Annotated in this window: 15 protein-coding genes; 14 read left to right on the top strand and 1 reads right to left on the bottom strand. The window is 44.9% G+C overall.

The window, feature by feature from the left end; translation table 11 throughout:
• The first annotated feature begins 44 nt into the window (after window positions 1–44).
• Genes ABH008_RS24195 through ABH008_RS24140 form a run of 12 tightly spaced genes read left to right on the top strand, consistent with a single transcriptional unit; the run spans window position 45 to window position 11,293 of the window.
• Window positions 45–3,038 carry a VirB4 family type IV secretion/conjugal transfer ATPase gene (locus tag ABH008_RS24195; RefSeq protein ID WP_347990372.1) on the top strand — a complete coding sequence of 998 codons (2,994 nt, stop codon included), beginning with the start codon at window positions 45–47 and terminating at the stop codon, window positions 3,036–3,038.
• A complete protein-coding gene (locus tag ABH008_RS24190) occupies window positions 3,028–3,768 on the top strand; it encodes a VirB8/TrbF family protein (RefSeq protein ID WP_347990371.1) in 741 nt (246 codons plus the stop codon). The genes ABH008_RS24195 and ABH008_RS24190 overlap by 11 nt, the downstream gene beginning before the upstream one ends.
• Before the next feature lie 25 nt (window positions 3,769–3,793).
• Window positions 3,794–4,693 carry a P-type conjugative transfer protein TrbG gene (trbG, locus tag ABH008_RS24185; protein ID WP_347990370.1) on the top strand — a complete coding sequence of 300 codons (900 nt, stop codon included), beginning with the start codon at window positions 3,794–3,796 and terminating at the stop codon, window positions 4,691–4,693.
• Window positions 4,694–4,695: 2 nt separating this feature from the next.
• Window positions 4,696–5,136, top strand: a complete 441-nt coding sequence (locus ABH008_RS24180) for a hypothetical protein (RefSeq protein ID WP_347990369.1) — start codon at window positions 4,696–4,698, stop codon at window positions 5,134–5,136.
• A 3-nt stretch (window positions 5,137–5,139) separates the two neighbouring features.
• Window positions 5,140–6,570 (top strand): TrbI/VirB10 family protein, encoded by a 1,431-nt coding sequence (locus ABH008_RS24175; protein ID WP_347990368.1) that lies wholly within the window; start codon window positions 5,140–5,142, stop codon window positions 6,568–6,570.
• Between the two features lie 28 nt (window positions 6,571–6,598).
• Window positions 6,599–7,384 carry a P-type conjugative transfer protein TrbJ gene (trbJ, locus tag ABH008_RS24170; protein ID WP_347990367.1) on the top strand — a complete coding sequence of 262 codons (786 nt, stop codon included), beginning with the start codon at window positions 6,599–6,601 and terminating at the stop codon, window positions 7,382–7,384.
• 10 nt (window positions 7,385–7,394) lie between these two features.
• On the top strand, window positions 7,395–7,649 hold the full coding sequence (gene trbK / locus ABH008_RS24165; RefSeq protein ID WP_347990366.1) for an entry exclusion lipoprotein TrbK: 255 nt from the start codon (window positions 7,395–7,397) through the stop codon (window positions 7,647–7,649).
• A gap of 6 nt (window positions 7,650–7,655) precedes the next feature.
• Window positions 7,656–9,170, top strand: a complete 1,515-nt coding sequence (gene trbL, locus ABH008_RS24160) for a P-type conjugative transfer protein TrbL (RefSeq protein ID WP_347990365.1) — start codon at window positions 7,656–7,658, stop codon at window positions 9,168–9,170.
• Between the two features lie 17 nt (window positions 9,171–9,187).
• Window positions 9,188–9,481, top strand: a complete 294-nt coding sequence (locus ABH008_RS24155; RefSeq protein ID WP_347990364.1) for a TrbM/KikA/MpfK family conjugal transfer protein — start codon at window positions 9,188–9,190, stop codon at window positions 9,479–9,481.
• A gap of 21 nt (window positions 9,482–9,502) precedes the next feature.
• Window positions 9,503–10,087, top strand: coding sequence for a muramidase (locus ABH008_RS24150; protein ID WP_347990363.1), 585 nt, complete (start codon window positions 9,503–9,505; stop codon window positions 10,085–10,087).
• 16 nt (window positions 10,088–10,103) lie between these two features.
• Window positions 10,104–10,766: a TraX family protein gene (locus tag ABH008_RS24145; RefSeq protein WP_347990362.1), complete on the top strand. Its 663-nt coding sequence runs from the start codon at window positions 10,104–10,106 to the stop codon at window positions 10,764–10,766.
• 23 nt (window positions 10,767–10,789) lie between these two features.
• Complete coding sequence (locus tag ABH008_RS24140) at window positions 10,790–11,293, top strand: OmpA family protein (protein ID WP_347990361.1); 504 nt, start codon at window positions 10,790–10,792, stop codon at window positions 11,291–11,293.
• 550 nt (window positions 11,294–11,843) lie between these two features.
• On the opposite strand, the gene ABH008_RS24135 is transcribed toward ABH008_RS24140, so the two are convergent.
• Window positions 11,844–14,903 (bottom strand): Tn3 family transposase, encoded by a 3,060-nt coding sequence (locus ABH008_RS24135; protein WP_347990360.1) that lies wholly within the window; start codon window positions 14,901–14,903, stop codon window positions 11,844–11,846.
• A gap of 271 nt (window positions 14,904–15,174) precedes the next feature.
• On the opposite strand from ABH008_RS24135, the gene ABH008_RS24130 reads away from it, so the two are divergent.
• Together ABH008_RS24130 and ABH008_RS24125 are read left to right on the top strand one after the other, a co-directional pair.
• Window positions 15,175–15,753, top strand: a complete 579-nt coding sequence (locus tag ABH008_RS24130) for a recombinase family protein (protein WP_347990359.1) — start codon at window positions 15,175–15,177, stop codon at window positions 15,751–15,753.
• Window positions 15,754–15,833: 80 nt separating this feature from the next.
• The gene (locus tag ABH008_RS24125; protein ID WP_347990358.1) at window positions 15,834–16,361 is read left to right on the top strand and encodes a GNAT family N-acetyltransferase; all 528 of its coding nucleotides are present in this window, start codon (window positions 15,834–15,836) and stop codon (window positions 16,359–16,361) included.
• Window positions 16,362–16,380: the final 19 nt, after the last annotated feature.

Genomic DNA, 16,380 nt, shown 5'->3' with positions numbered 1-16,380 from the left:
AACTCTAATCAGACCGGTTCGATTAAACAACCTTAATAGTACCAATGACCCATTTTATCCGCGCTTATCTTCGAACCTCTACCAACGAGCAAAACGCCCAACGTGCACGTGGTTCTCTTGATCGCTTTGCGCACGAACATGGTGTGGTCATTTGTAATTATTATGCTGAAAACGAATCCGGCGCTCATTTAAAGCGTCCAGAGTTATTCCGGCTATTGGCAGATAGTCGACCAAGCGATATTTTGCTTGTGGAAGACATTGATCGGCTTTCACGCTTGGCCAGCACCGAATGGGAAAATTTAAAAGGCATTATCCGAAAACGTGAGGTTCGTGTTGTAGCGGTGAATGTGCCAACTACTTGGCAACATCTATCGCCGATACAAAACGAGTTTGATGCGCGGATGTTTGGCGCTATCAACGACATGCTTTTGGATATGTTGGCCGCTATTGCCAGGCGTGACTATGAACAGCGCCGGGAACGGCAAAAGCAAGGTATTGAAAAAGCACAAGCTATTCTACTTGCACTACTAGTTAGCCTGATCATTGACGCCGACAAAGAACGCAAGTTAGTGAAACATCGTTCAAAAGACGCCAGCGTAGCGGACTTATTAAACTATGCCGCTGTTATTGAAGATGGTGTTGTCGTCGGTAAAAATGGCTCGTTTATGGCAAGTTGGACTTACAAAGGCGACGATAACGCCAGTAGTACGGATCAACAGCGAGAAGCCGTTTCATTCCGAATCAATCAAGCATTATCAGGGCTTGGGAATGGATGGATGATCCATGTTGATGCAGTCCGGCGACCAGCACCGACCTATTCGGCATTAGGGCTATCCAGCTTCCCAGATGCGATAACCGCATCGATTGACGAAGAAAGAAGACGACTGTTTGAGCGACTAAGTACCATGTATGAAGGATATTTTGTTTTAACAGCAACATACTTCCCTCCACTACTGGCACAACAAAAGTTTATCGAGCTGATGTTCGACGACGAAGCCAAAACGCTAGATAAAAAAACGCAGACAAAAAACTTGGTGACTCATTTTCAACGTGAATGTGCCAACATTGAGTCTCGTTTATCTTCGGCGATGACATTAACACGTTTGAAGGGTAACAAAATAACCAACGAAAATGACTCAATATCGACCTATGACGATTTCTTGAGCTGGTTGCAATTTTGCATCACAGGTGAAAATCACCCTATGCAATTGCCTTCAAACCCCATGTATCTTGATGGATACTTAGGCGGTCAAGAACTCTGGTCGGGTGTTGTGCCGAAACTTGGCCATAAATTTATACAAGTTGTTGCGATTGAGGGTTTCCCTCTTGAATCTACACCTGGCGTTCTGACGGCATTGGCCGAATTACCCATTACTTATCGCTGGTCAAGCCGGTTTATTTTTCTCGATTCACAAGAAGCAATTAAACACTTAGACGAATTCAGAAAAAAATGGCGTCAGAAAATACGCGGTATTTTCGATCAGATGTTCAACACCAACACTGGGCCAGTCGATGAAGATGCCGTAATGATGGTAGCAGACGCTCAAGCGGCCATTGCCGAAGTCAACTCCGGCATGATCGCCCAAGGATATTACACCAGTGTTGTCGTTTTAATGGATGAAGACAGAAACAAATTGGAGGCTTCCGCACGTCAAGTAGAAAAAGCAATCAACCGGCTTGGTTTTGCAGCAAGAGTCGAAACCGTTAACACAATGGATGCTTTTCTAGGTAGTTTGCCGGGGCATGGCGTTGAAAATGTCCGCAGACCGTTATTAAACACTATGAATCTCGCAGATTTGCTGCCTACGAGCACCATATGGACGGGCGAACTTGAAACACCTTGTCCCTTTTACCCGCCACATGCACCGGCATTAATGCATTGCGTGACGCAAGGCGCTACACCATTCCGATTGAATTTACATGTTAGCGATATAGGCCATAGCTTTATGTTCGGGCCAACGGGTGCCGGTAAATCAACGCATTTATGCCTTATCGCTGCACAATTGCGCCGATATAAAGGGATGTCGATTTTTGCCTTTGACAAAGGCATGTCTATGTATCCGCTTGCAGCAGGAATAAACGCCAAGACAAAAGGGGAGAGCGGCAAACATTTTACCGTTGCCGCCGATGACGAAACATTGGCATTTTGCCCGTTACAGTTCCTGGAAACCAAGAGCGACCGTGCGTGGGCGATGGATTGGATCGATACCATTCTGGCGTTAAATAAAATCAATACGACACCACAGCAACGCAATGAAATTGGCAATGCAATTCAGAATATGCACAGCAGCGGCGGTAGAACGCTTTCAGAGTTTTCATTGACTATTCAGGATGAATCGATTCGAGACGCAATCAAACAATATACGGTGGACGGATCGATGGGCCATTTGCTTGACGCCGAACAAGACGGGCTATCACTCTCTGATTTCACCGTTTTCGAGATAGAGGAACTGATGAACCTTGGCGATAAATATGCATTACCGGTTCTCTTATACCTATTTCGGCGTATTGAAAGAGCACTGCATGGGCAACCCGCCGCCATTATTCTCGATGAAGCCTGGTTGATGCTCGGCCATCCTGCCTTTCGCGCGAAAATTCGAGAATGGCTAAAAGTCTTGCGTAAAGCTAACTGCCTGGTACTCATGGCAACCCAAAGCCTTTCTGATGCGGCTAACTCAGGCATCCTGGATGTCATTGTCGAGTCAACTGCAACCAAGATTTTCTTACCAAACATTTACGCCAGGGATGAAGACACATCGGCATTGTATCGACGCATGGGGCTTAACACTCGCCAAATCGAAATACTAGCCACTGCAATACCAAAACGCCAGTATTACTACGTCTCGGCTTCAGGTCGTCGCCTTTACGATCTCGCTTTAGGGCCAATGGCCTTAGCTTTCGTCGGAGCATCGGATAAGGAATCGGTGGCGACAATAAAAAACTTGGTAGCCAAACATGGCGAGCAATGGCCGGATGAATGGTTAGCGTTGAAAGGGTTGAATATTCACGATTACATGGAGAACCAATATGCTATTTAACAAAAATAAAGACCCACGCAAATTTAACGAACTGATAGCTGGTGGGCGCCGAAATGGTGAGAATGAAAACCCCTATCTAGCCGCACGGCGCACATGGAACGATCATACCCGTGGTGTCGTAGCCTCTCGGCAAATGTGGCAAATATTCGGTGTTTTATCGTTATTGATCGCCTTGGGCGGCATTGGCGGGATGATACATATCGGCAGCCAAAGCAAATACGTTCCTTACGTCATCGAAGTAGACAAGCTTGGTCAAACCATCGCCGTAGCCCGCGCCGATAAAGCAAAACCCGTTGATCAACGAGTAGTAAGGGCCTCTGTTGCCTCATTTATCACACAAGCCAGAACGGTAACGCCGGACTCTGCATTGCAAAGAAAAATGGTGTTTGGCGTATACGCACTTTTAGGACAACAAGATCCGGCCACACAAAAAATGAACGAATGGCTGAATGGTTCTGATGAATCGAGTCCTTTTAAAAGAGCGCAGACCGAAATGGTGAATGTGGAAATTTCTTCAGCTTTGCCACAAACACCAGAGACTTGGCAAGTCGATTGGGTGGAAACAACTCGAGATAGACAAGGCGCAGTAAAGAACAAGCCAGTGCGCATGAGGGCGTTGATAACTGTTTACATTATTGAGCTAAAACCAAACACCAATGAAGAGCAATTGCATCAAAACCCGATAGGGCTGTTTGTCCGTGATTATTCTTGGTCAACGCAACCACAATAGTTTAAAAAAACGGAGGCACAAAATTATGAAACTGAAAACATTGATTACATCAATTTTGATTGTTACGGGTTCAATGACAACGGTGGCAAACGCTGATGACATGGCCGACCTGTATTTCTCAAAAGATAATCCAAAGTTGACCAAACAAGAGAAGTCGGCGATGGCCATTGCTCAAAAATGGAAAGCAACCAGCGCAATAGGCATTCCACCCTCAGCAGGAGCCAACGGCACTATCCAATTCGTCTATGGTGTACAACAACCAAGTATTGTGTGTGCCGTTCTGCAAGTATGCGATGTGGCATTACAACCAGGCGAATTAGTCAATTCTATTCACTTGGGCGATACAGCACGATGGACTATTGATCCGGCCATTACTGGTAGCGGCGCTAACGAGGTACAGCATCTAGTTATAAAACCTATGGATGTTGGCTTAGAAACGTCACTAGACGTTTTTACGAATCTTCGCGCATACCATTTACAACTTCGGTCGCATCGGACTCAGTACATGCCAAAAGTAGCGTTCACATACCCAGAGGATTCCCTGGCCAAGTGGGAAGCATTCAAAAACCGCGAAACAAAGGATCGCGAAGTAAAAACCATTCCAAAAACTGGAGAATACTTGGGAGATTTGAATTTCGATTATGAAATCACAAGTGACAGTGATGTGGGTTGGAAGCCGGTCAGAGTATACAACGACGGGCAAAAAACCATTATTCAAATGCCGACAACAATGTCACAGACGGAAGCCCCCACTTTACTCATAGTTCGCAAAGAGGGTGGGGTATTCACTGACGATGAAAATGAAATCGTGAACTACCGCGTTCAGGGTGACAGATATATCGTTGATAGCATTTTCAACAGAGCAGTCCTGATCGCTGGGGTTGGCGGTGATCAAGATTCAGTCACCATTCAAAAAGGAAAGTAGTTATGATTCGCCTGATTGTACTGATAATCGCCATCAGCATGGCGGCAGGGTGCGCAACGCCTAAGTACGGAAATCTCATGGCCGCGAAGAATACCCCTTATGGGTTGAACGCCAAACTGGTAGACGACGCGGTGACTAAATTAGAAGCGCTTTACCCGCCAGCCAGTACCCAATTCAACATAGGTCAACCCATATTACCCAATGATAACTTTGGGCAAGAGCTTATTTCGACTCTGCGTAATCACGGTTATGCAGTACAAGAATTCAGCAAGAAGCAACCGGTCGATATTCAGACTGGCACTAGCCTGCGGTACATCATTGATCCATATCAGGAACTATATCGCATTAAGCTCCTTGTAGGAGCCTATACGTTGACACGAGCCTATATAGAGCAAGATGACAGCATTGTACCCGCCGGTTCCTGGGCGAGATTGGAGAACTAAATTATGACTACAAACGCAGCACACGAAGACCTAATGAACCCCGATGTATCGCCAAATTCCGTAACCTCCGGCGTTCGTCGAGTAAACAACGTACCGTTGTACATCATTGGTGTAGCGGTTCTTGTTTTTCTCATCGTCATGATGATGGTGGCAGCGGATCGCGCTGATCAGCAAAATCGGCCTGAAGAAGCCAGCAAAGATAAAGGCGGTAACGCTAGTATGTTCGCCAACCAAATAGCGGGCGATCAAGGTGATGGCCTAATCGCCGAAAAAACAAAACCATTAGAAGTACCTGCGCTGTCTACAACGCAAACACAACCCACCCCTGCTTTTACGCTTGCTCGCGCAGAAAACCTAACAGCTCCACCAACACCACCTAATCAGCTTGGGGCAAGACCACAACAACAGAACGATGATGCCACCAGAATACGGCAAATGAAATTGCAGTTGTTAAATGAAGCGATTAAAGCCAAGACTGCCGTCAAAATACAATCCCCGCGTAGCTCTGGATCACCACCGGCAATGGCAACAGCGCAAAGCAATGGCGATGACGGAATCATTCAACCTGCATCGCAACAGCAGTCAAATATTGATCCGACCGTTGTGTATCAAAATAAGTTAGCCAAGATACAACAGTCGATGAATGGCGGAGGCTCTAGCGGTTTGAGTAGTAGTGGGTTTGGTGGAGATAGCTCTCCACAACTCATTAGAACCGGCACATCTGCAGGGAGTAATAACACATCTAGTCCGAGTAGTAACAACGATTTTTCTCAATTCGACAAATCGGGACATCATGACCGCTGGAAAATTGAATCAGAACTTGAAGCCCCAAGTTCCCCTTATGAATTAAGAGCCGGGTTCGTAATACCAGGCACTTTAATATCAGGCATCAATTCAGAACTGCCAGGTCAGATAATGGCCCAGGTTGCACAAAATGTTTATGATACGGCGACCGGCAAATACCTGCTAATTCCGCAGGGCGCTCGACTTGTCGGTGCATATTCGAGTCAAGTGGCTTACGGGCAAGCCCGTGTTTTAGTGGCATGGCAACGTATCGTATTTCCTGATGGCAAGGCAATGGATATTGGCGCTATGCCTGGGGCGGATGGGGCCGGTTATGCGGGCTTTAATGACCTGGTTGACCATCATTATCTTCGCATATTTGGATCTGCGCTAATCATGTCTGCAATAACGGCAGGCGTGGCAATGAGTCAAAATCAAGGTTCGGCCACAACCTCCGGTGTTTATGCGCCAAACGCTAGTAATGTAATGAGTCAGGCTCTTGGGCAACAACTGGGCCACACGACAGCTATGATGATTCAAAAAAATCTGAATATTGCGCCAACGCTTGAAATAAGACCGGGCTTCAGATTCAACTTGATTATTACAAAAGACTTAACAATGACTAAACCCTATCAATCATTTGATTATTAACATTTATTAACGCCACGGAGAACGAGAAATGAAAAGACCAATTTTGGCCGCCAAAATAGTAGCAATTCTAATCATGGTTTTTTGCGAGTTAACATCGGTACACGCCGGTATCCCGGTTATTGATGGAGCTAATGTAGCGCAAGATAGTATTACCGCCGTGGAACAGGTCGCGCAAACGTTAAAACAGTTAGATCAATACTCAACCCAGTTGCAGCAGTATTCTACGCAATTAAATCAATATCAAAATATGATACAAAACACCGCTCAGCTTCCTACATTTCAATGGGATCAGGCGGGTACAACAGTTCAAAGACTACTGGGTTCCATCAATTCAATTAGCCAAATGGAAAACCAGTTCGGGAATCTCAATACCTATTTATCAAAATTCCAGAACATGCAGTCGTATGCCAACTCTCCATGCATTACTTCTGGCGGCTGTACAACTCAACAATGGCTGCAACTTGCACAAAGTAAACTGAATGGATCAGTAGCGCAAAAGAGCGCAAACGATGCATCTATCCAAGGTCTGGCACAACAACAAACCCTTCTGCAAAATGATGCTAATAATCTTGCGACACTACAAGCGTCGTCCCAAAATGCAACTGGACAGATGCAAGCTATAACAGCAGCGAATCAATTGGCCAGTGCGCAATCTAACCAGCTTTTGCAAATTCGCGCACTTCTTATTGCCCAACAAAACGCCTTAGTCACAAGGCAACAAGCGCTGGCCGATCAGGAAGCGCAGCAAGCAGCCGCTGCAGTACAAATCAGGACTGGCACATTCGTAGCCAGCCCAGTCGTTTTATGGCAATAGGAGTAAAAGCATGATTAACAATAAATTTAAATACTACATTCTGGCAACTTTACTGGTTTCCTTGATTAATGGTTGCTCAAATGATGAAGCCACTAACACAAACATACCTAAGCCAAACTTAACAGTCATGCCTGAGGTTAATGATGAAAATTGCCAGGACGGTAATATTGTAAAGATCGAGGATAAAAAGATAAGGGAGGATTTCGCTGGGCTGTGCATCAGACGTGGAAGTTTCAAGGCAAGTCCGAAGATTGAATGGCGGTAATTTCATATGAGAACAACTCCTTTCAAAAGAACATTTTTATGCCTGTTGTTCTTATTGTCTGTGATTCACGCAGTTGATGCTCATGCTGCAATCACTAGTACCGGAATGTTAGATACTGTATTAAATAATTATTCCGCCGCCGCAAGTGCGTGGGCAGCAACAATTAAAGCACGAGCCACGTTTTTGTTCTGGTCACTTGCCACCATTTCGATGGTCTGGACTGCGGGCATGATGGTCTTGCGAAAAGCAGATATAGCAGAGTTCTATGGGGAATTTATCAAGTTCATCATGTTTACAGGCTTTTTCTGGTGGCTACTATCCAATGGTCCGACGATGGCAATAGGTATCATTCATTCTATGGAATCCGTAGGCAGCACTGCATCGGGTTTTCCATCTGCATTGTCTCCATCAGGAATTGTTGATATTGGATTCAGCATATTCTTTACTGTGATTGATAAAACCACTGTGTGGGCCCCGTTAGATAGTGCTGTCGGTGTAACCATCAGTGGCATCATCCTTGTATGCATGGCACTGATAGCCATAAATATGCTGTTGCTCCTAATTAGTGGGTGGATATTGGCCTATGCCGGAGTGTTTTACCTTGGTTTTGGGGGGTCGAGGTGGACATCAGATATGGCAATCGCTTATTTCAAAACTGTGTTGAGCATTGCCATACAAACTATGACCATGATCTTGCTGGTTGGCATCGGGAAAACGTTCGTCAATACCTATTACACAAGCATGTCGTCGAACATGAACCTTAAGGAAATGGGTGTTATGTTGATTGTTGCTGTTGTGCTCTTAGTGTTAACAAATAAAGTCCCTCCAATGCTTGGAGGAGTTGCAATGGGCGGCGGTGCAGGTGCAATAGGGAATGGCTTTGGAGCCGGTGCCGCTATGGCCGCCTCCGCCGTAGCCGGTTCAATGCTAGCAGCAGGCGGCGCAGCTATGGCGGCAGCCGGAGCCAACGCCGTAGGCGGAGCGCAAGCATTAACGGCTGCATTCAAAAAAGCATCAGCCGATGTTTCTGGTGGAGGATCGAGCGAGTCTAGCGGCGGTTCGCCTGATTTTAATAGTGGCGATGGTGGTTCATCTTCATCATCTCAACAAACGGCCACAAGCCCTGAATCAACGCCATTAGGTAAAGCAATGGGGCTTAGCAGTAGTTCAGGCGGTAGTAGTTCATCTAGCAATGGAGGAAGTGGCGGTGGTAGCTCATCGACAACATCAGGCGGCGGAAGAGGCGGTGATAGTAGCGGTAGTGAAATCGGCAATGCAGCCAAGATAACAGCCGGTACAGTATCTAATCTCGCCAGTGGGGTAGGGCAAGTTGCGAAGGAGAAGTTTCAGAACTTCAAAGACAGCATGCAAAACCGCATTGATCAAACCTTACCCGGTCAAGTTGCAACAGCCATAAGAAATGACATGCCATCGTTCAGTGACAACAGCCTCAGCGGAGATAACTCGCATGATCCCGCCGCAGAAGTAGCGGCTTTCGTTAATCGTTCAGAACAAGTTTAATTCAAAGGAGCCACGTTATGAAAATTAGAGCGATTGCCCTTGCACTGGTAATGATATTAACTCCAACAACCAAAGCCGCAGCAAATCCGTGCAGCGCGGTGCTGTGTATGTTCGGCATGATTGCAGGGGGAGGGAACGCCGGACAGTGCGCCAGTTCCACCTCTGAGTTTTTTAGTATTCAGGTTTGGAATTGGTGGGGCTTCGATCCGGTGTCAACAGCTATCGCGCGTAGAGCTTTTCTAAATGGTTGCGGTGGCGGTGTTGGTGGTCAAATCGACAACATCATTGCCGTATTCGGCGAAGTGCCTTAGTTAACACGGGGGTCATGCCTTATGCCAATTGATATGCCTCCACAAATTCATGAGCGAATAGTGTGCTCGATAGCCGCCGCCGTTCACTACGATGTACCTGCAAATATCGTAATCGCCGTTGCCGAAAAAGAAGCCGGTAAACCGGGGCAGTGGGTTCGCAACGCCAACGGAACCCATGACGTTGGGGCAATGCAATTTAACACCGCCTACTTAAAAACGCTGACAGCTCAGTATGGCATCACGGCGGAAGATGTAGCAGCCGAAGGTTGCTACGCTTACGATCTAGCCGCATGGCGGCTGCATGGCCACATAGCGAATGATTCAGGCGACATATGGACAAGAGCAGCTAACTATCACTCAAGAACGCATTATTTTAACGCCATATATAGAGCGGATTTGATGCTTCGGGCTAATAAATGGGCGGATAGGTTGGACTTGTTAATGTCCGGCGATCAAACAAAGATTAATGCCGCAATCTCGGAACTAGCGATATCAAAACCGGTTACGGCGAACGTAACAACTACAAAGTCCAAACCAACATACACAGCAACAATCAATACAACGTATGTACCTCGCAAAATCGTCGCCAAAGCCGATACAGAATAGTCTGCCTCGCTTGATTGTGTCAGATGGCGCTATCGAAGCCGTGAAATGGTTAGCACTGGTACTTATGACATTAGATCATGTAAATAAATACCTGTTCGCAGAGAAACTACCCTTTATTTTTGAATGCGGTCGTTTAACTATGCCGCTATTCGCATTTGTATTGGCTTACAACTTGGCACGACCTGGCGTAATGGAAAAGGGCGGTTATATTCGGACAATGAAACGTCTGATGCTGTTCGGTCTAATCGCCACACCCGCATTTATTGGATTAGGAGGGCTGATAACAGGTTGGTGGCCACTTAATATTATGTTCGCCTTGCTAGTCATGACAGCCACGATTTACTTGCTAGATCGAGGCACAATCGGCAGTTACATCATTGCAATCTTTGTGTTCATTATCGGTGGTTCATCCGTTGAATTTTGGTGGCCAGGTATAACTATTGGAATAGCCGCCTGGTCATACTGCAGAAAAGCAAACATGCTCTCAATCATCATTTTAATAGCAGCGCTGACAGCAATGCGAATTATCAACGGTAATCATTGGGCATTAGCGGCTTTGCCGGTAGCGCTATCGGCCTGCTTCATATCTCTAAACGTGCCACGTTTAAAAATGATCTTTTACATATATTACCCGCTTCATCTATCAGTGCTTTGGATCGCCAAAGCCGTTATTAACTAATAACAATCAGGAGTACCACGACTATGTGCAAAAAACGCCTATTACTATTCGTTGCATTTTTGCCGCTTATCACCATTGCCAACGCAGAAGCTCCCTATCATGCAGAACCGATTTTTGCGGCTGATATTAGTCCTAAGCCTTATTACCCGACAGTATCGAGCGCTCCTTTAAACTTTAATACACCTAGCTCTAAGACGGTAACGGTTCAGTTCCAAAACAATGGTCGTGTGTTCCGGCCTAGTTACAGTGATGAACAAGAACTTGTAAATGCAGCAGAAGCCGCACTTATCACGGTACGGGGCCGAACAAGCACAATAGCCGCAGGCCGGAAAGACGAATCGCTAGGACTTTCAAGAGCGATGTCGGCAAGAAAATACCTAATAGATCACGGTGTATCGCCACTAAAGGTATCCATCAACTATGCCCCTGGAGATTTCGTGGCCGATAATTCAACGCCAGGAGGGAGATTAGAAAATCAGCGTGTAGAAATTGAACTCGTGTACGTCGCACCTTTCGCCACAAACTAAATGGCTAAGCTACACCTAATGGCTTTTACTGAAAATGGAATTAAGTTAGCCACTATCGTACGTTTTCGTTGGACTTCAAACCCTTAGTGTTGAAAAGTTCTGAAAGGTTTAAAAAAGCATAGCGACAGCTTTGCGTGGTTTAGGGTTAAGCCCCAGCGGCTAAGGGGTGTTATGTCCGGTTGAGAAGTGAAGCGTAACAACCCGACATAACTGCCCTTATTGAGCGGGCAAGGTGGACTGGAAAGTGGGTGGCAATAGCCACCAAGTCGGAACGACCAAGCGAATAGCGAGCTTGTAAGGGCATACGGTTTTTGTTGTAGCGTCAGCGAAGACAAAAATGCCATATTCAAAACAGACATCTTAAGAAGATTAATTTAAACTACTTTTTAATTTTCCAAAAATTACCTGTTTTTCATAGCTAAAATCGGGAAGTGAATAATTGACGCTAAGCCTTGTCGGCAGTGGCTTTCCGTAATATCCTATGGGACTTTAATGGGGTTATTTAACCAAAAGAACGGTTTGTCCCGCGATACCCCTGGAGCCCTCGGTATTAGCGGCTTGCAGCCGAAATATCGATTTCAAATTCGCCAATAAGTTTCTTGATAACCTCTTGAATATTAACAATATGTTCTCGATTGTAAAATTCATACTTGCCAATGAAGTTGATATGCTGCCAGGCAACAGGTGAAAATCTTACTATTTCTTTCGCCTTTTCCGGATCAATCGTTAGATAGTGCTGATAAAGCGCCGATAGAATGGTCGCATTATAAAAAATCACCGCGTTGGCAATGAGCCTGATGGATTCGGCATTAATGTCGAGTTCAATTTCAGTTTTTCCATTAAGCATCCTGCCGCCGCTGACTTTGGAAATAGTGGAGCTTAACTGGTGGTAGGATTCGCCACGGTTCAATGAGCCTTGCACCACTTCGCGGATTTCCTTGCTATCGATATAATCCAGCAAATAATCGGTCATAATGATTTCATCAAAGGCAATCAAGGCTTTTAAGGTCGAATCGATCTTTTTACAAGACGATAATTTACTCACAATATGGCTTTGCGTGGTCTTTTTGATTGCCAGAGAGGCTAGAATTCTCAAAATTTTATCCCATTCCTTAATAATGAGCGATTTATTGACCTTTTTGCTGGGCTTAATAAGGTGTTTTGCGTACTTGTCGATCTCATCGAAACTCACCAATTTTTGATCTGATTTATCAGATAGCTGAGTAAAGCGAGGCATAAATCGATAGCCAAACATATACATTAAGGCAAAGTTAACGCGATTGATACTGTGCATATCGCCGGATACCGCCGTAATTTCAACATCTGATGTATTACTTTCGACAATATCCAGTAAGAAGTGACTTTCGTGCTGGTTTGCACCGATGACTTTCAGACGCAAGGGGAGATGATTGCCGATGAGTCCCAATAAGACCACGCCTTTCAGAAGGCCAAAATATTTTTTTCCGTACCTGGATTTGATCGTATGGTATTTCGTTGCCAATTTTTGACCGTCAACACTGGCGTGAACACCGTAGTCAGCTAAATTATACTCGCCAAAAATGGGCAGCTTGGCGGTATGGTTCATAATCACATCATTGGCGGCGCATAGGGTTTGAAAGCGAATATAGCTTTTACTAACCCGATCCAGATCTTGCTCTTTTACATCGCTGATCGCCTTCATTTTCTTCGCTTCAACCCCCGTTGCATTGGCGATAACACAGGCATGAATAACTTCAGGGTCGGGGTGTGACTTCGCGTATTTTGGCTGAAGATGTGAAAAAGACTTTAGAAAACCGGTAGCCTCTGCCGAAAACTTAAGAATATCGCCGATGCTTGAGACCAAGAGCTTTTCATAGAATGGATTGTTAATCCCGTCATCAAGACGGGTATAAGGCAAAGTCCAGTTAACCAGCTCGCCTTGCTTATTGCGATGAATTTTTAGGCTAGAGTTTTCACCGTTTTTAATGTTTTGGTTCACTCGCGCATATTTCTCTTTCAGGCTGGCTTCGAGTTTACTTAATAAGTCTTCGATGTTCATTGACAATAAAGGCATGTTGAGCTGCTTTAATATTTCATCTTTATGTTGCGCCCAATATTCAATGTCGATCAGTTCATCGTCCAGGGTACGATAGCAATTACTGTCTTTAATAAACACGCTGGTATTGGCAATGCCCTGTTTTAGCTGGCTATAAACCATGCATTCATAGCGGTCGCCATCCACTTTTTTGACCTTCTTATCATCGACCAGCACTTTATAGGTGAGGTATTTTTTCAGCGATTGAGGAAAAAAGTTCATGGGGATGTCTTCATAGGCATAATCCCGAAATGATAGTCCGCTGCTCAGGTGCCGCCTTAAAAACACAATGGCTTCTGTTAGCCCAGCGTTCGTGCAAGAAAAGTCCAGGACTTTGAAAATTGGCCGCAGGTTCCTTTTTATGGTTAATGCCTGTTGCCCATAGTATTGCCAACGATAGAAGTCCCTGTCTAGATTGGGCTTTTTAAATTCATCTAGAAATTGTTTATAATCGGCTTCTGGAACCACTTCAAAGGCTTTGGCCCTGACTTGTTCATCGGGAATACCGCTATCGATATTGATGGCCAGCACCTTACATGCCTGCTGCCTAAGCTTGGAATCGACGTTTTCAATCAACTCTATTTCTGAACGTTGATAGTCGTTGGCGTCATCGGTATATTTTGTCATCTTCTGTATCAAGCTGGATACCAGATGGTCATTGATTTTAAGAAACCGGCGATGAGCGTAACAAAGCAGGTACAGCCGTACCAGATTTTTATCGGTTAACCGCTTGAGTTTCTGGATGGTGTAAAATTCCGCCAGATTTGCATAGTAGATAATATTCTGTTCTGAGAGTCCCAGCTTAGGCATCAGGGTCTGAGATTTTTGGTAAATGCCGATGACAAGCTGTTGTTTGGCGACGCTATTTTTAATTTCAGTGGTGCTGAAATTCTTCTGATCCTTTTTTAGCAAGGTGAGGTTATAAAACAGTTCGTCGTTCGTTAACAGCTTATCCAATTCCGCACGCAGTTCTTTATCGGCATCGGTGTAAAGTTTATTGACCAGCCAGTTTCTTTCCTCTTGAAGCGCGGTAGTCACAATATCCTGTAAACTTGAATAAGCTGGCCGGATGACATTTTGTTGTTGGCAATAGCTCAACAAGCCTTCCAACACGAACCGCGATAGTGCGTGTCGTTTGACAAGCGCTTTTGCTTCTTTGAGTAATTGGCTTTGAAAATCTGTATCGACATCTTTCAGGCCGAATTTATTCATCACCTCGTAGCGGTTCCGGTAGTGATGATTTTTAGACACCTGCTTTTTGGGAAATGGCTCATCTGGAAAATAAAGCCGCATGATGAACGCCGCATCCGCTTTAACTTTTTGGAAGCTGAATAGGAAGAAGTAATTGACAGCCCGGTAATAACCAAGCTGTAGGATGTAATCCACTTTACAGGTAGTGTTGTTTTCAAAGCTATCGAGCACGGCTATGTCGTCGGTATCGAGGGCAAATAAAAATGATCGATCGTCGTCATCCAGCGTGGGTATTTCGTAAAGATCATTGATTTCGTCCTGGGTTAAAATCGTCAGTCGAGCCATGCTGGTTTCTATTTGATGAGGATGATGGTTATGGCACGGTTATTTCCACACCACTGTTTTTCTCGGTCGCTTGATATTCGAATTCTGATGGATGGGGGCTGCTTTTTAGTCAGTGCAAAAAGTGTACTTTCTGCACTCTAAGTTGACCGGTTCTTTCGGATTGCAATTCCTTTCATTTTTAGTGCAAAAACCTTTGCTAAAATCATAATGCATTTACCTGTACTATGTGTTAACTTTTTGCACTATGTACACCCATTCTACTTCTACAGATATGTCTCTCCATCGAATCGGCTATGCACGGGTCAGCAGTATCGGCCAAAATCTGGATTCTCAAATCGATGCTTTACAGAAAGCCGGTTGCGGGAAAATCTTTTCCGACAAAATGACCGGTTCACACATGGATCGACCTGGCTGGGATCAGTTTTTGGAATATGCTCGCCCAGGTGATACTTTGGTCGTGAGTGAATTAAGCCGCATGACGCGCTCTTTGATGGATTTACTGACAACGGCCAAAGTTTTGGAACAACGACAGATTAACTTGGTGTCATTGCGAGAAAATATCGACACAACAACAGCTACTGGTCGTTGTTTCTTGTCGATGATGGGTGCCATTCACCAAATGGAGCGGGAGCTACGCGCAGAACGGGCGGCGGCAGGCCGTTCATCTGCTAAAGCGCGTGGTAAAACCGGGGGGCGACCTAAGACTGATCCTGAAAAATTGGAAAATGCCAGAATCTTATATGAAAATTCAGGCAAAACCGCTGCTGAGGTATGTGAAATTGCTGGCGTGGGGAGGCGGAAATTCTTCTCCCATATTGCAGAAAAACGAAATGAATCGGGAAAAACATAACATTCCTCGCTGTGTGACTTTTTGTTCACTGTTCCAAAACAGACTTGGAATATAATCTAACCTTATTCGAAGTGTATTCAATGCAAATAACAGAATTGCAAACAGCCCGAACGATCCTCAGGCCATTTACCGAGGATGATGCAATACAGTCATTTTCTTGGTTTGGTGATCCAGAGGTCATGAAATTCACGCCTCATGGCCCAGATATTAATCTGGAGTCCACCATTTTGAGGATAACGCATTATATTGAGCACCAAAATCAATATGGATATGCAAAATGGATAATTCTTGATCGTAATACCATGAAACCGATTGGCGACTCTGGCCCCATGTATTTTCCTGAATGTCATAGTTTCGAGTTAGGCTATAGATTGTTGCCAAGCTTCTGGAACCAAGGTATAGCAACAGAAGTAACATCCGCTTGGATTCGGTATTACTTTCAAATATTAGAGCTGAAATATTTAATGGCGTTTACGCATACAAAAAATCTGGCTTCAATACGTGTTTTGGAAAAAACCGGATTTCAATTCAGCCATCAAGAGCGCCTTATGGGGATGGACAGTATGGTTTTTAATATAGCCAGTGTTGATGCGGAAGCAAATACATAGCCTCAAAGGGAATTTTTTT

The sequence above is a fragment of the Methylomonas sp. AM2-LC genome (genome assembly GCF_039904985.1).
Taxonomy (GTDB): Bacteria; Pseudomonadota; Gammaproteobacteria; order Methylococcales; family Methylomonadaceae; genus Methylomonas.
The sequence above is the reverse complement of the archived record's forward strand: the minus strand, read 5'-3'. Positions and strand labels throughout refer to the sequence as shown.

What these genes read in the sequence shown, in the direction of transcription:
- ABH008_RS24195 (WP_347990372.1), top strand. Translation starts at nt 45, where the DNA reads ATGACCCATTTTATCCGCGCTTATCTTCGAACCTCTACCAACGAGCAA.
- ABH008_RS24190 (WP_347990371.1), top strand. Translation starts at nt 3,028, where the DNA reads ATGCTATTTAACAAAAATAAAGACCCACGCAAATTTAACGAACTGATA.
- trbG (WP_347990370.1), top strand. Translation starts at nt 3,794, where the DNA reads ATGAAACTGAAAACATTGATTACATCAATTTTGATTGTTACGGGTTCA.
- ABH008_RS24180 (WP_347990369.1), top strand. Translation starts at nt 4,696, where the DNA reads ATGATTCGCCTGATTGTACTGATAATCGCCATCAGCATGGCGGCAGGG.
- ABH008_RS24175 (WP_347990368.1), top strand. Translation starts at nt 5,140, where the DNA reads ATGACTACAAACGCAGCACACGAAGACCTAATGAACCCCGATGTATCG.
- trbJ (WP_347990367.1), top strand. Translation starts at nt 6,599, where the DNA reads ATGAAAAGACCAATTTTGGCCGCCAAAATAGTAGCAATTCTAATCATG.
- trbK (WP_347990366.1), top strand. Translation starts at nt 7,395, where the DNA reads ATGATTAACAATAAATTTAAATACTACATTCTGGCAACTTTACTGGTT.
- trbL (WP_347990365.1), top strand. Translation starts at nt 7,656, where the DNA reads ATGAGAACAACTCCTTTCAAAAGAACATTTTTATGCCTGTTGTTCTTA.
- ABH008_RS24155 (WP_347990364.1), top strand. Translation starts at nt 9,188, where the DNA reads ATGAAAATTAGAGCGATTGCCCTTGCACTGGTAATGATATTAACTCCA.
- ABH008_RS24150 (WP_347990363.1), top strand. Translation starts at nt 9,503, where the DNA reads ATGCCAATTGATATGCCTCCACAAATTCATGAGCGAATAGTGTGCTCG.
- ABH008_RS24140 (WP_347990361.1), top strand. Translation starts at nt 10,790, where the DNA reads ATGTGCAAAAAACGCCTATTACTATTCGTTGCATTTTTGCCGCTTATC.
- ABH008_RS24135 (WP_347990360.1), bottom strand. Translation starts at nt 14,903, where the DNA reads ATGGCTCGACTGACGATTTTAACCCAGGACGAAATCAATGATCTTTAC.
- ABH008_RS24130 (WP_347990359.1), top strand. Translation starts at nt 15,175, where the DNA reads ATGTCTCTCCATCGAATCGGCTATGCACGGGTCAGCAGTATCGGCCAA.
- ABH008_RS24125 (WP_347990358.1), top strand. Translation starts at nt 15,834, where the DNA reads ATGCAAATAACAGAATTGCAAACAGCCCGAACGATCCTCAGGCCATTT.